Source organism: Pseudomonas sp. TMW22090, from assembly GCF_022496665.1.
GTDB lineage: Bacteria > Pseudomonadota > Gammaproteobacteria > Pseudomonadales > Pseudomonadaceae > Aquipseudomonas > Aquipseudomonas gregormendelii.
This window is the reverse complement of the sequence record NZ_SCFH01000007.1, coordinates 66,656-80,524: the sequence shown is the minus strand read 5'-3', so window position 1 is coordinate 80,524 and position 13,869 is coordinate 66,656. Positions and strand designations below refer to the sequence as shown.

Below are 13,869 nucleotides of genomic sequence, written 5' to 3'. Positions count from 1 at the left end.
TTAAGCGGCAACAGCAAGGTTCAGAGCCTTGACGTGACCGTTCAGACGGCTCTTATGACGAGCAGCCTTGTTCTTGTGGATGATGCCTTTATCGGCCATACGGTCGATAACTGGCACGGCCAGAACGTAAGCAGCTTGAGCTTTTTCAGCGTCTTTTGCGTCGATGGCTTTAACTACATTCTTGATGTAGGTACGAACCATGGAACGCAGGCTGGCGTTGTGGCTGCGACGCTTCTCAGCCTGTTTTGCACGTTTTTTGGCGGAAGGTGTGTTGGCCACCGTCGAGCTCCTCGAAAGACTTTTTAGGAAATAGCAAACAAAATAGGCCGCGAATCATGCCGATGAGTTGATGTCTTGTCAAGGGCGGTTGAAACGTTCCGCTAAGTGGTAGGTATAAAGAGGCGGGATATTTATTTCCGGCGCTTGACCTGTAAACTCGCGAGCTTTGGCTCTGTGCTGCTGCGGCGCGGAGTATCGCATAAGTAGGCGCTTTGTTCGCCTGCTGTTTATCGACAGGCACAAACTCTTTCAATGAATCTGCTCAAATCGTTGGCCGCCGTCAGCTCTATCACAATGGTTTCCCGGGTTCTGGGATTCGTTCGTGACACGCTTATCGCACGCACATTCGGCGCCGGGATGGCGACTGATGCCTTCTTTATCGCGTTCAAACTGCCCAATCTGCTGCGCCGGATCTTCGCCGAGGGCGCGTTTTCCCAGGCTTTCGTGCCGATTCTTGCCGAATACAAAAGCCAGAAGGGGGAGGAGGCCACCCGCACGTTCATTGCCTACGTTTCGGGCCTGCTGACCCTGGTGCTGGCGCTGGTTACGGCCTTGGGTATGCTCGCCGCGCCCTGGGTTATCTGGGCGACGGCCCCCGGTTTCACCGACACCCCGGAAAAATTCGAGCTCACCACCAGCCTTTTGCGGGTGACGTTCCCCTATATTCTGCTCATCTCTTTGTCGTCGCTGGCCGGCGCGATTCTCAATACCTACAACCGTTTCTCGGTGCCGGCTTTCGTACCGACGCTGCTCAATGTCAGCATGATCATCTTTGCGGTGTTCCTCACGCCGTACTTCGATCCGCCGGTCATGGCGCTCGGCTGGGCAGTGCTGGTCGGTGGCCTGGCGCAGTTGCTGTATCAACTGCCGCACCTGAAAAAGATCGGCATGCTCGTGCTCCCGCGCCTGAGCCTGCGCGATACCGGCGTGTGGCGGGTGATGAAGCAAATGTTGCCGGCAATCCTGGGGGTGTCGGTGAGCCAGATCTCGCTGATCATCAACACCATCTTCGCCTCGTTCCTGGTGGCCGGTTCGGTGTCCTGGATGTATTACGCCGACCGCTTGATGGAGTTGCCATCCGGTGTGCTGGGCGTGGCGCTGGGTACCATTTTGCTGCCAACCCTGGCCAAGACTTACGCCAGCAAGGACCGCCAGGAGTATTCGCGGATTCTCGATTGGGGCCTGCGCCTGTGCTTTGTGCTGGTGCTGCCGTGCTCCCTGGCGCTGGGTATCCTCGCCGAGCCGTTGACCGTGTCGTTGTTCCAATATGGCCAGTTCACGGCGTTTGATGCGTCCATGACCCAGCGTGCCCTGATCGCCTATTCCGTCGGTCTAATGGGCATTATTGTGATCAAGGTGCTGGCGCCGGGCTTTTATGCGCAACAAAACATCCGTACCCCGGTGAAAATCGCGATTTTTACCCTGATCATCACGCAGTTGTTCAACCTGGTGCTGATCGGTCCGTTGGCGCATGCCGGACTGGCCCTGGCCATCAGCGCCGGCGCCTGCATCAACGCCGGTCTGCTGTTTTACCAGCTGCGCAAGCAGCAGATGTATCAGCCGCAACCTGGTTGGGGGAAGTTCGCCCTGAAGCTGGTAGTGGCCGTGCTGGTCATGTCCGCCGTGTTGCTGGCGGGCATGCATTTCATGCCGGTCTGGGATCAGGGGCATATGCTGGAACGCTTCCTGCGCCTGGGGGCATTGGTCGCCGCCGGTGTCATCGCTTATTTCGGCATGTTGTTTGTGCTGGGCTTCCGTTTGCGCGACTTCAACCGCAAGGCGCTCAGCTGAGGACGCAAGAGCAGGGGCGAGCCGGTGTTTTGGTCGGCTTGATGACTTTGGTTACGGTGTTGCCTGTCGTCGGCCGCCGGGTGTGGTTATAATCGACCACTTTATGAGCAAGAAGCGCGTTATGCAGCTGGTTCGAGGCCTCCACAACCTGCGCCCCCAGCATCGGGGCTGTGTCGCCACTATTGGCAACTTTGACGGTGTTCACCGTGGCCACCAGGCAATCCTGGCGAGGCTGCGTGAGCGTGCGCTCGAGTTGGGCGTGCCCAGCTGCGTGGTGATTTTCGAGCCGCAGCCCAGGGAGTTTTTCGCCCCGGATACGGCCCCGGCCCGTCTGGCCCGGCTGCGGGACAAACTGCAGCTGTTGGCCGACGAAGGCGTCGACCGGGTCCTGTGTCTGGCCTTTAACCAGCGGCTGAGCAAGCTCAGCGCCAGCGAGTTTGTCGATACCATCCTGGTGGACGGGCTTGGCGTACAGCACCTGGAGGTCGGCGATGACTTCCGGTTTGGCTGTGATCGCGTTGGCGATTTCGAATTCCTTCAGCAAGCCGGGCTGGTTCACGGTTTTACCGTAGAGGCGGCTCAAACGGTGGAGCTTGAAGGTATTCGCGTCAGCAGCACCCAGGTTCGCAATGCGCTGGCCGCCGCCGATTTCGCCCTGGCTGAACGGCTGCTCGGCCGGCCGTTCCGTATCGCCGGGCGGGTCTTGCACGGCCAGAAGCTGGCGCGCCAACTGGGTACCCCCACGGCCAACATTCAGCTCAAGCGTCGTCGTGTTCCATTGACCGGGGTGTACCTGGTCAATGTCGATATCGACGGCAAGACCTGGCCCGGCGTCGCCAATATCGGTGTGCGCCCCACGGTCCAGGGGGATGGCAAAGCCCATCTCGAGGTTCATCTTTTAGATTTTGCCGGCGATCTGTATGACCGGCGTTTGACGGTGGTCTTCCACCACAAGCTGCGTGAAGAGCAGCGTTTCGCCTCTCTGGAGGCGCTTAAGACGGCAATCAATGCGGATGTTGCCGCCGCCCGTGCCCTGTCGCACCTAGCGCCAATCGCTAATGAAGAGCCTTAAATGACCGACTATAAAGCCACGCTAAACCTTCCGGACACCGCCTTCCCAATGAAGGCCGGCCTGCCTCAGCGCGAACCGCAAATTCTGCAGCGCTGGGACAGCATTGGCCTGTACGGTAAGTTGCGCGAGATTGGCAAGGATCGTCCGAAGTTCGTGCTTCACGACGGTCCTCCGTACGCCAACGGCACGATTCACATCGGTCATGCGCTGAACAAGATTCTCAAGGACATGATCATCCGCTCGAAGACCCTGTCGGGCTTCGACGCGCCATACGTTCCGGGCTGGGACTGTCATGGCCTGCCGATCGAGCACAAAGTCGAAGTGACCCACGGCAAGAACCTGGGCGCGGACAAGACCCGCGAACTGTGCCGTGCCTACGCCACCGAGCAGATCGAAGGCCAGAAGTCCGAATTCATCCGTCTGGGCGTGCTGGGCGACTTCGCCAACCCGTACAAGACTATGGATTTCAAGAACGAGGCCGGTGAAATCCGCGCCCTCGCTGAAATCGTCAAGGGCGGCTTCGTGTTCAAGGGCTTGAAGCCTGTGAACTGGTGCTTCGACTGTGGTTCGGCCCTGGCCGAAGCGGAAGTCGAGTACGAGAACAAAAAGTCGTCGACCATCGATGTGGCGTTCCCGATTGCCGATGAAGCCAGGCTGGCTGCCGCTTTCGGTCTGCCATCGTTGAGCAAGCCGGCTTCGATCGTGATCTGGACCACCACCCCGTGGACCATCCCGGCCAACCAGGCGCTTAACGTTCACCCGGAATTCAACTACGCCCTGGTCGACGTCGGCGACAAGCTGCTGCTACTGGCTGAAGAGCTGGTCGAGTCGTGCCTGGCCCGCTACAGCCTTGAAGGTTCGGTCATTGCGACCACCACCGGTAAAGAACTGGAACTGATCAACTTCCGTCACCCGTTCTACGATCGCCTGTCGCCTGTTTACCTGGCCGAGTACGTGGAACTGGGCGCTGGCACCGGCGTAGTTCACTCCGCCCCGGCCTACGGCGTGGACGACTTCGTGACCTGCAAGAAATACGGCATGGTCAACGACGACATCCTCAACCCGGTTCAGAGCAACGGCGTCTACGTTCCGGCGCTGGAATTCTTCGGCGGCCAGTTCATCTGGAAGGCCAACCCGGCAATCGTCGACAAGCTGACCGAAGTGGGTGCGCTGCTGCACACCACTATCATCGAACACAGCTACATGCACTGCTGGCGGCACAAGACCCCGCTGATCTACCGCGCTACCGCGCAGTGGTTCATCGGCATGGACAAAGAGCCAGTGACCGGCGACACCTTGCGCAAGCGGGCGATCAAGGCCATCGAGGAAACAAAGTTCGTTCCGGCCTGGGGCCAGGCGCGCCTGCACTCGATGATCGCCAACCGTCCGGACTGGTGCATCTCCCGCCAGCGCAACTGGGGCGTGCCGATCCCGTTCTTCCTGAACAAGGAAAGCGGCGAGCTGCACCCACGGACTGCCGAGCTGATGGAAGAAGTCGCCAAGCGCGTTGAAGTCGAAGGTATCGAAGCCTGGTTCAAGATGGACGCTGCCGAGTTGCTCGGTGACGAAGCGCCGCAGTACGACAAGATCAGCGACACCCTCGACGTCTGGTTCGATTCGGGGACCACGCACTGGCACGTCCTGCGCGGTTCGCACCCGATGGGCCACGAGAGCGGCCCGCGTGCCGACCTGTACCTGGAAGGCTCGGACCAACACCGTGGCTGGTTCCACTCGTCGCTGCTGACCGGTTGCGCCATCGATAATCACGCGCCGTACCGCGAGCTGCTGACCCATGGTTTCACCGTCGACGAGTCCGGTCGCAAGATGTCCAAATCCCTGGGCAACGTGATCGCGCCGCAAAAGGTCAACGACACCCTGGGCGCCGACATCATGCGTCTGTGGGTCGCTTCCACTGATTACTCGGGTGAGATGGCGGTTTCCGAGCAGATCCTGCAACGCAGTGCGGATGCCTACCGGCGCATCCGTAACACCGCGCGCTTCCTGCTTTCCAACCTGACCGGTTTCAACCCGGCCACCGATATCCTCCCGGCCGAAGACATGCTGGCGTTGGACCGTTGGGCCGTGGACCGTACCTTGCTGCTGCAACGCGAGCTGCAAGAGCATTACGGCGAATACCGTTTCTGGAACGTCTACTCCAAGATCCACAACTTCTGCGTGCAGGAGCTGGGCGGTTTCTACCTCGACATCATCAAGGACCGCCAGTACACCACTGGCGCCAACAGCAAGGCCCGCCGTTCGGCGCAAACCGCGCTGTACCACATCTGCGAAGCGCTGGTGCGTTGGATCGCGCCGATCCTCGCGTTCACTGCCGACGAACTGTGGGAATACCTGCCGGGCGAACGCAACGAATCGGTGATGCTCAACACCTGGTACGAAGGCCTGACCGAGCTGCCGGACGACGTCGAACTGGGTCGCGCCTACTGGGAGCGGATCATGGCGGTGAAGGTGGCGGTCAACAAGGAAATGGAAATCCAGCGTGCGGCCAAGGCCGTCGGTGGCAACCTGCAGGCCGAAGTGACCCTGTTTGCCGAAGACGCGCTGAGCGCGGACCTGGCCCGACTGAGCAACGAACTGCGCTTCGTCCTGATCACCTCGACCGCCAGCGTGGCGCCTTTTGTCCAGGCCCCGGCGGACGCGGTAGTCACCGAAGTCAGTGGCCTGAAACTGAAGATCGTCAAGTCCGCCTTCGCCAAGTGCGCCCGTTGCTGGCACTGCCGCGAAGACGTCGGCGTGAACCCGGAGCATCCGGAAATCTGCGGCCGATGCGTTGATAACATCAGCGGCGCTGGCGAGGTTCGTCACTATGCCTAATGCCATTGGCCGTTTCGGACGGCTGGGCTGGCTGTGGTTGAGCTTGCTGGTCCTGGTGATTGACCAGGCCAGCAAGTTCTACTTCGAAGGCTCCCTGAGCATGTACCAGCAAATCGTGGTGATCCCTGATTACTTCAGCTGGACCCTGGCCTATAACACTGGCGCGGCGTTCAGCTTCCTGGCTGATAGCTCCGGCTGGCAGCGCTGGTTGTTTGCCCTGATCGCTATCGTGGTCAGTGCAGTGCTGGTGGTGTGGCTCAAGCGTCTGGGACGCAACGAGACCTGGCTGGCAGTCGCCCTGGCACTGGTGCTGGGTGGCGCGCTGGGCAATTTGTATGACCGCATTGCTTATGGCCATGTGATCGATTTCATCCTGGTGCACTGGCAGAACCGCTGGTACTTCCCGGCATTCAACTTCGCCGACAGTGCCATCACAGTCGGTGCCGTGATGCTGGCGCTGGATATGTTCAAAAGTAAAAAGACCGGAGAAGCCGTTCATGACTGAGCACGTATTGGCTGAGCAACGCATCCGCCAGAACACCGAAGTCACCTTGCACTTCGCCCTGCGCCTGGAGAACGGCGACACCGTCGACAGCACCTTCGACAAAGCCCCGGCGACCTTCAAGGTGGGCGATGGCAATTTGTTGCCGGGTTTTGAAGCGGCGCTGTTCGGCTTCAAGGCCGGTGACAAGCGCACGCTGACGATTGCACCGGAAAACGCGTTTGGCCAGCCAAACCCACAGAATGTGCAGGTCATCCCGCGCTCGCAGTTCCAGGACATGGACCTGTCGCCAGGTTTGCTGGTGATCTTCAACGATGCGGCCAATACCGAACTGCCAGGCGTGGTAAAAGAGTTCGATGACGAGCAGGTGACCATCGACTTCAATCACCCGCTGTCGGGCAAGACCTTGACCTTTGACGTCGAGATCATCAGCGTCGTATCGCTGTAACTAACAAATCGGCTTTCTGTAGGAGCGAGCTTGCTCGCGATGGTCGTCAACGATAACGCTTACATCCTGGATGTACGCGGTGCCTGCTCGTTTTTCGCGAGCAAGCTCGCTCCTACAGGGCAAGACACGAGGCACAGCATGCAAATCAAACTCGCCAACCCCCGTGGCTTCTGCGCCGGTGTGGACCGTGCGATTGAAATCGTCAATCGCGCCCTGGAAGTCTTCGGGCCACCGATCTACGTGCGCCACGAAGTTGTCCACAACAAATTCGTGGTCGAAGACCTGCGCGCCCGCGGAGCCATTTTCGTCGAGGAACTCGAACAGGTGCCCGACGACGTCATCGTGATCTTCAGTGCCCACGGCGTATCCCAGGCTGTGCGTACCGAAGCCGCCGGCCGTGGCTTGAAAGTGTTCGATGCCACTTGTCCGCTGGTGACCAAGGTTCACATCGAAGTGGCGCGTTATAGCCGCGACGGTCGTGAGTGCATTCTGATTGGCCACGCCGGTCACCCGGAAGTCGAAGGCACCATGGGCCAGTATGACGGCAGCAATGGTGGCGCGATCTACCTGGTCGAAGACGAAGAAGACGTCGCGAAATTGCAGGTGCGTGATCCCGGGAAGCTTGCATTCGTGACCCAGACCACCTTGTCCATGGACGATACCAGCCGGGTCATCGATGCCCTGCGAGCGCGTTTCCCGGCGATCGGTGGTCCGCGCAAGGACGATATCTGCTACGCGACGCAAAACCGCCAGGATGCGGTCAAGCAACTGGCCGATGAGTGCGACGTGGTGTTGGTCGTGGGTAGCCCGAACAGCTCCAACTCCAATCGCTTGCGTGAACTGGCTGAACGCATGGCCACTCCGGCCTATCTGATCGACGGTGCCGAGGACCTGCAAAAAAGCTGGTTCGACGGCGTCCAGCGGATCGGCATCACCGCAGGCGCTTCGGCACCGGAAGTGCTGGTGCGCGGTGTGATCCAGCAGTTGGAGGCGTGGGGCGCTACCGGTGCCGACGAATTGGCAGGTCGTGAGGAGAATGTGACGTTCTCCATGCCCAAGGAATTACGCGTCCGCTCCCTGCTCTGAATCTTCTGCGCCGACGCAGAGGGCCTGTTGCAGCTTGTTGCTGTGCAGGCTGACTCGACCGGTTGACGCCAGTACCACCTGATACTGGCTGACCGGCTCGTGTGACGCGCACACATGCAACGTCCCCGCTTGAAAGCCGCCTTGCAGCGGCTCGCCGAGATGGCTGAACCGTATCGCGCTTTTGACATTCTTGTTGCCGACCACCTTTGTACCAGCACTGCCCTGACGTTCGACCAGCAGTGGATTGCTGCTGTCTTCATAGCCCTGGCTGCTGGCATCGACAATGATTCGCCATCCCTGGCTCCAATCGCCGTTAATACCGTGGATCATGATCGTCTGGCTGCGGGTGATTGCTTCGCTTCGCGCGCTGCGCAAGCCACCGACCAGCGACTTTGCAGCCTCTTCGCGATAAATTGACTCGGTGAGCGTCGCGTACACCGGGGTGACCAACGCCAGAACAATCCCGGCAATCGTCAGTCCCATAAGCAGTTCGACCAGGTTGAAGCCTCGCTGATGCATGTCATTGCTTCCCTGGAGTGTGATCATGCGCATTCCTGCGCGAGTGAAGGCAAAACAACCGAACATCTTGCGGCTGAATGTTCTAGCGTGTAGCAGCAGGTATAGCCGACGGCAACGGAGGGCACTGATGGATCGTGGTACAAAAGGTTTCACTCTGATCGAGTTGCTGGTTGCACTGGCCATTTTTCTGATCCTGATCACCATGGCCGTGCCGGCATTTACCAGTTCAGTGCAACGTACCAAGGCCGACACCGAGGTCGGGGATCTGCGACGGGCCCTGAGTTACGCGAGGCTGGAGGCGATTGACCGAGGCATTACCACTCAGGTTCTTCCCAAGGGCGGAGCCTGGACCGGCGAATTGACGGTTTCCGACATTTCGAGCTCGCCAGCCAATGTATTGCGGGTTGTTCCTGCAATGAGCAGCGGGGCGAGTCTGGCGCTAACCTCAGGAGTGACCGCAATCAATTTTAATAACCTGGGCGGGCTGGCGGCACCTGCTACTGCAGTGGCGATCACTTATGTGCTGGGGGCACAGAGCCGAACGCTGAATGTGTGTTTGAACGGACGTATTTTATTGGGTGGAAACTGCGGATGAGGCAAGGGAGCAAGCGTGCCCAGGAGGGCATGACGCTGATCGAGGTGCTGGTTGCAGTGTTGATTCTGACCGTGGGGCTATTGGGCGCAGCGGCGATTCAGCTCAATGCCCTGAAGTACACCGACAGTTCGCGGATGACCAGCCAGGCGAGCTTCATTGCCTACGACATGATGGACCGCATTCGCGCCAACTCCGGCGCCGACTATACGATCACGCCCCCGACCTCGGGCAACCTGAGCGTGGCCCGGGATCAGGACCTTTTCGACTTCACCAGCAACATCGCCAGCGCCCTGGGTGCCACTGCCACGGGTACCATTGCCCTGAGCCAACGGGTGTACACCATCACGATCACCTGGGATGACTCCCGCGCCGCCAATACCAATACTCGCCGCAGTTTTGTATTGACCAGTCGCGCCACCGTCGACCCGGTATCGACGCCATGAATCGCGCTCAAAAAGGTTTTGGCCTGATCGAGCTATTGATCGCCCTCGCGTTGAGCCTGGTGGTCGTCCTGGGCGTGGCGCAGATTTTTATCGCCGCCAAGAACACTTACGTCAGTCAGAACAACGCGTCCAACATGCAGGAAGACGCCCGGTTCGTGCTGGGCAAAATGATTCAGGAAATTCGCATGGTCGGCATGTTCGGTTGCCTCGGGATCATCACTGATTCCAGTTCTGCGAGCGACTTCAGTGCCAGCCAGATCACGCCCATCAGCTGGGACAGCACCAACCTCAGGCTCACGCTGGTGACTGGCGATGTCGGCGTAAATGGTGGAACGCCCACCTGGACAGTGATTTCCGATTGTCGAAACAGCGCCACGGCCTACAGTCAGGCGAAGGCCCCGGTAGCGGGGCAGTTGGCGTTTCCGATCCGGCGACTTGTCTACAGCCTGAAAAACGGACAGCTGACGATGGGCGTGCATGGTGGTACGCCGACCCAATTCGTACTGGTGGACAATGTCAGTACCTTCGACGTCAGCTTCGGCCTCGCCAGCTCTGCCAGCGAAGTGGCCGCTTCCAGCTACAGCAGTAACCCCTCTGACCCGGCGCGTATTCGCAGCGTGCGCCTGACATTGACCCTTACCGACCCCGAAAAAAGGGTCCGCGATCAAACCTTCAACGTGGTTGCCGCCTTGCGCAATCGCCTGCAATGAGAGAGGGGCCGATGAGTATTCCTGATGCGGTTCCTCGCTCCCAGCGCGGTATGGCGCTGTTGGTCAGCCTGGTATTTCTGCTACTGCTGACGCTGATTGGTCTTTCCTCGATGCAGAGCGCCACCCTGCAGGAAAAAATGGCCACCAGCGTGTCGTTGCGCAATCAGTCGTTCCAGCTCGCCGAAGCGGCGTTACGCATGGGCGAAAATGCGGTGCAACTGTCCACCTATACCTTGGCCGTGTGCAGTGGGACCATCCAGTGTGCGCCGCCCGCAGAGTCCACCTCGATGACTGGCGCCGGGTTCAATTCGACGTCGGGAGTGACCTGGATCGCCGCCGGCAGTGGCTTCTACGGAGTACAGAACATCGGCACCACGCTGAATGCGGTCAATGTGCCGAGCAACACCTCTGCGACGCTGTACCGGGTCACGGCAGTGGCCATCGTGGGCAACAACGTGCGCAGTGTAGTGGAGAGTATTTATGCGAAGTACTGAGCGGCGCGCCGGTTGGTGGCAGATGCTCTGCGGCATGCTGGTGAGTCTGTATCTGGCGGCGCCGGCCTATGCCTTCACACCGTCCGACTCGCCCCTGCTGAGTGCGGCCGCGGTGGCGCCGAACGTGATGTTGCTGATCGACAACTCGGGGAGCATGAACAACATCATCTATGCCGCCGCCTTCGATCCGAACATCAATCGCACACCAGCCCGGGAGTGCAACATGTCCCAGGGGCAGTGCCGGAGCTCAACAGCGATCACCGGGGATTCGATATTCCTGTCGAGCCTATCCACGTCAGGCTGTTCGAACGGCTACTACTCGTTTTACAACAACAGCGCTACGCCCCTGTGTATTAAATTGCCAGACCCCGCCGGCAACGGCGATACCCGCTACTCGGCGAATTACATCGCCTATGTTGTAGGCCTGGCCAACGGCCAGAGAACGGATTTTTCCACGTCCAGCTCGCCCATTCCCATCGAATCACGGATCAGCGTGGCGCGCAGCGTATCGACTTCGCTGGTTACCGCCAACCGCACGCTACGCATCGGCCTCGCGACGTTCAACGCCGTAACCAGCAACAACCGGGGTAACGGCGGCTACATCGCCGTCCCCATCGACGATCTGACCACGGAAGCCAAATTCAACGCGCTGACCGATTCCATCGACGACTTGAGGGCTGTCGCCAACACGCCGTTGGCGGAAACCTACTACGAAGTCACCCGCTACATGCGCGGCCTGGGTTCTTACTACAACGGCTCCAGAACCTATACCAGCCCGATCCAGTACCGCTGCCAGAAAAACTACGGTGTGGTGATCACCGATGGTTTGCCAACCTTCGACCGAACCTTTCCCACCGACGACCCCCAGGCCACGGCCAAGGACGGCCCAAGACTGCCCAACTGGGACGGCATCAGCAACGATGGCGATAACCCCCTGGGTGGTGACGACGAGGGTGATTCGCTGTTTCTGGATGACATCGCCAAGTTTGCTTTTGATATCAGCATGCGTTCGACCGGGGTCGATCTGGCGAAGAAAGCCTGGGATTCCCCAGATTTCCCCAGGCAGAACATGAACACCTATACCGTAGGCTTCACCATCGCCAATCAAATGCTCGAAGCCGCGGCGAAGTATGGCCAGGGCAAGTACTACCTCGCCACCGATAGCACCGACCTGACCACCGCGCTGTCATCGGCATTGAGCGAAATCACCTCCAAGGCCGGTTCGGGTGGCAGCGGCACCACCAGCAGCGCTGTGGTCGGGATCGGTTCTTCGTACTACCAGACCAGCTACGACCCCAAGGACTGGCGCGGCACTATCAAATCCTTTGGCTTCACTGCCACGGGTGCGGTGGATACTGGCTCGTTGCTGTGGAGCACGGACAAGGCCATAGTTCCCGGCGCGACTGCACCGACCTACCAGTCCTGGAATACCCAGGACAATGTGCCGGTGACCCTGGCGTTCAACAACTTCTCGACGTCGCAGCAGGCGGTCCTGAACCAGGGGCTGCCCACCAACATCAAGGGCACCGATCTGGTGGAGTGGAGCAAAGGCATCAACAAGGCCGGGTTGAAGGTACGTAGCGCTTTGCTCGGCGACATCATCAACTCGCCGCTGGTACTGGCCTCGCCCACGGAGAAAACGGCTTCCGACCTGGCCGGTGATAGCAGCTACAGCACCTACCTGGCCAACAAGGCTGCCAATATGACTGCCAGTCTGGTGGTCAACGGCAACGACGGTTTTGTCAGCGTCATCAACGCCAGCCCCACGAGTAACACCAGCAATGGCAGCCGGCGTTACGCCTACATGCCCTCCAGCGTCCTGCCGTCGCTGCGTTACATCGCCGATCCCACCTACATCAACGGCACCAGCCACAAGTTTTTAGTGGATGGCCAGGTCGGCGTGTTCGACGCCAAAATCGGCTCGGGCTGGAAAACCATGGCCGTGGGCGGAACCGGGGCGGGCGGCAGGACGTTTTACGGGCTGCAGCTGTTCGACGCTACGGCGGGCAACGTGACCAAGGCGGCCTGGGAGATCAGTGCACCGGCCACGCCGACCCCTGCGAATGCTTTTAATGACCTGGGTTATGCCTACGCTCGTCCCGAAGTGGCGCGTCTGGACGATGGCCGCTGGGCGGCGTTTATCTCGAACGGTTACGGGAGCAACTCAGGGGTGGCGGCGTTGTACGTCATCGACCTCAGCAACGGCTCGCTGATCAGGAAAATCGTGGCCGACAGCACCGGAAACGACAACGGGCTGTCCTCAGTGAAGCTCAAGGTCAACTCGCAGAATGTGGTACAGGCCGCTTATGGCGGTGACCTCAAGGGGCGGCTGTGGAAGTTTGACCTGAGCAGTACCAGCAGCGATGCGTGGAACGTGGCGTTTGCCGGCAAGCCTTTATTTACCGCTACCACCGCCGCCGGCACGTTGCAGCCTATCACTGCGCAACCCTTGCTGGCCGACAACGCCCTGGGCGGCAAAGTGGTATTTTTCGGAACGGGCAAGTTCAATGAGACCGCAGACAAGACCAACAAGGATCTGCAGGCTTTTTATGCCGTGTGGGACGCCGACGGTGGTTCCGGGCAGTTCACCCCGGCCAATCTGCAGCAGCAATCGGTGCAGAGTGTGTTCTCGGGCAGCGCAGGACAATTCATCACCACCAGCCAGAACGAAGTGACCTACCCGGCAGAGAAGGGCTGGTACCTGCCACTGGTCTACAACAGCGCGCTGACCGGTGAGCGGGTGATCAACCAGGCGGCCCTGGTGTTGGGGCGGATTGTCTTCACCACCGCCAGCGTCGACACCACCGACCCCTGTGCCAGTTTTGGTACCGGCAAACTGGTCGAACTGGATGCGTTCAACGGTAAGATGCTCAATTATGCTGTGCTCGACACCAACGGTGACGGGCTGGTGGATGGCACGGACGCGATTTCCAGCGGCGTGGTGTTCACGGGCGGGATACCGGTGCTCAACGCCATCGTCAACGGCGGCGCCCGCAAGATCGTCAACGACTCCAGCGGAACGCCAACCTCGTTGGTTGAAAAGGCCGGCGGTGGCAGCCGACGCATCATGTGGCGACAAATTCAGTAAGCGAGAGTGC

13 protein-coding genes are annotated in these 13,869 nt (G+C 59.7%); 11 read left to right on the top strand and 2 right to left on the bottom strand.

Annotation, left to right across the window (positions count from 1 at the left end; translation table 11 throughout):
- Complete coding sequence (gene rpsT, locus EQV97_RS19955) at positions 1-279, bottom strand: 30S ribosomal protein S20 (RefSeq protein WP_008154937.1); 279 nt, start codon at positions 277-279, stop codon at positions 1-3.
- A gap of 252 nt (positions 280-531) precedes the next feature.
- Between rpsT and murJ the strand changes: the two genes are divergently transcribed.
- The 6 genes from murJ (at position 532) to ispH (ending at position 8,010) form a co-directional block, all read left to right on the top strand.
- Complete coding sequence (gene murJ, locus EQV97_RS19950) at positions 532-2,070, top strand: murein biosynthesis integral membrane protein MurJ (RefSeq protein WP_240889608.1); 1,539 nt, start codon at positions 532-534, stop codon at positions 2,068-2,070.
- A gap of 121 nt (positions 2,071-2,191) precedes the next feature.
- Positions 2,192-3,142, top strand: a complete 951-nt coding sequence (gene ribF, locus EQV97_RS19945; RefSeq protein WP_163019397.1) for a bifunctional riboflavin kinase/FAD synthetase — start codon at positions 2,192-2,194, stop codon at positions 3,140-3,142.
- Complete coding sequence (gene ileS / locus EQV97_RS19940; protein WP_225569600.1) at positions 3,143-5,974, top strand: isoleucine--tRNA ligase; 2,832 nt, start codon at positions 3,143-3,145, stop codon at positions 5,972-5,974. It abuts the gene before it with no gap.
- Positions 5,967-6,479, top strand: a complete 513-nt coding sequence (lspA, locus tag EQV97_RS19935) for a signal peptidase II (protein WP_122839001.1) — start codon at positions 5,967-5,969, stop codon at positions 6,477-6,479. The genes ileS and lspA overlap by 8 nt, the downstream gene beginning before the upstream one ends.
- 7 nt (positions 6,480-6,486) lie before the next feature.
- Complete coding sequence (gene fkpB / locus EQV97_RS19930) at positions 6,487-6,924, top strand: FKBP-type peptidyl-prolyl cis-trans isomerase (RefSeq protein WP_205896024.1); 438 nt, start codon at positions 6,487-6,489, stop codon at positions 6,922-6,924.
- 138 nt (positions 6,925-7,062) lie between these two features.
- On the top strand, positions 7,063-8,010 hold the full coding sequence (gene ispH / locus EQV97_RS19925; RefSeq protein ID WP_122839062.1) for a 4-hydroxy-3-methylbut-2-enyl diphosphate reductase: 948 nt from the start codon (positions 7,063-7,065) through the stop codon (positions 8,008-8,010).
- Here the strand turns inward: ispH and EQV97_RS19920 are convergent.
- Positions 7,987-8,529 (bottom strand): GspH/FimT family protein, encoded by a 543-nt coding sequence (locus EQV97_RS19920; protein WP_240889733.1) that lies wholly within the window; start codon positions 8,527-8,529, stop codon positions 7,987-7,989. The genes ispH and EQV97_RS19920 overlap by 24 nt on opposite strands.
- A gap of 127 nt (positions 8,530-8,656) precedes the next feature.
- Here EQV97_RS19920 and EQV97_RS19915 point away from each other — a divergent pair, with 127 nt between their 5' ends.
- Genes EQV97_RS19915 through EQV97_RS19895 form a run of 5 tightly spaced genes read left to right on the top strand, consistent with a single transcriptional unit; the run spans position 8,657 to position 13,859 of the window.
- Entirely contained in the window at positions 8,657-9,124 is a 468-nt protein-coding gene (locus EQV97_RS19915) for a GspH/FimT family pseudopilin (RefSeq protein ID WP_240889606.1), read from the top strand.
- Positions 9,121-9,567: a type IV pilus modification protein PilV gene (pilV, locus tag EQV97_RS19910; protein WP_240889604.1), complete on the top strand. Its 447-nt coding sequence runs from the start codon at positions 9,121-9,123 to the stop codon at positions 9,565-9,567. The genes EQV97_RS19915 and pilV overlap by 4 nt, the downstream gene beginning before the upstream one ends.
- Complete coding sequence (locus tag EQV97_RS19905; protein WP_225569597.1) at positions 9,564-10,277, top strand: prepilin-type N-terminal cleavage/methylation domain-containing protein; 714 nt, start codon at positions 9,564-9,566, stop codon at positions 10,275-10,277. The genes pilV and EQV97_RS19905 overlap by 4 nt, the downstream gene beginning before the upstream one ends.
- An 11-nt stretch (positions 10,278-10,288) precedes the next feature.
- A complete protein-coding gene (locus tag EQV97_RS19900; protein ID WP_122839006.1) occupies positions 10,289-10,771 on the top strand; it encodes a PilX N-terminal domain-containing pilus assembly protein in 483 nt (160 codons plus the stop codon).
- Positions 10,758-13,859: a PilC/PilY family type IV pilus protein gene (locus EQV97_RS19895; protein ID WP_240889602.1), complete on the top strand. Its 3,102-nt coding sequence runs from the start codon at positions 10,758-10,760 to the stop codon at positions 13,857-13,859. The genes EQV97_RS19900 and EQV97_RS19895 overlap by 14 nt, the downstream gene beginning before the upstream one ends.
- Positions 13,860-13,869: the final 10 nt, after the last annotated feature.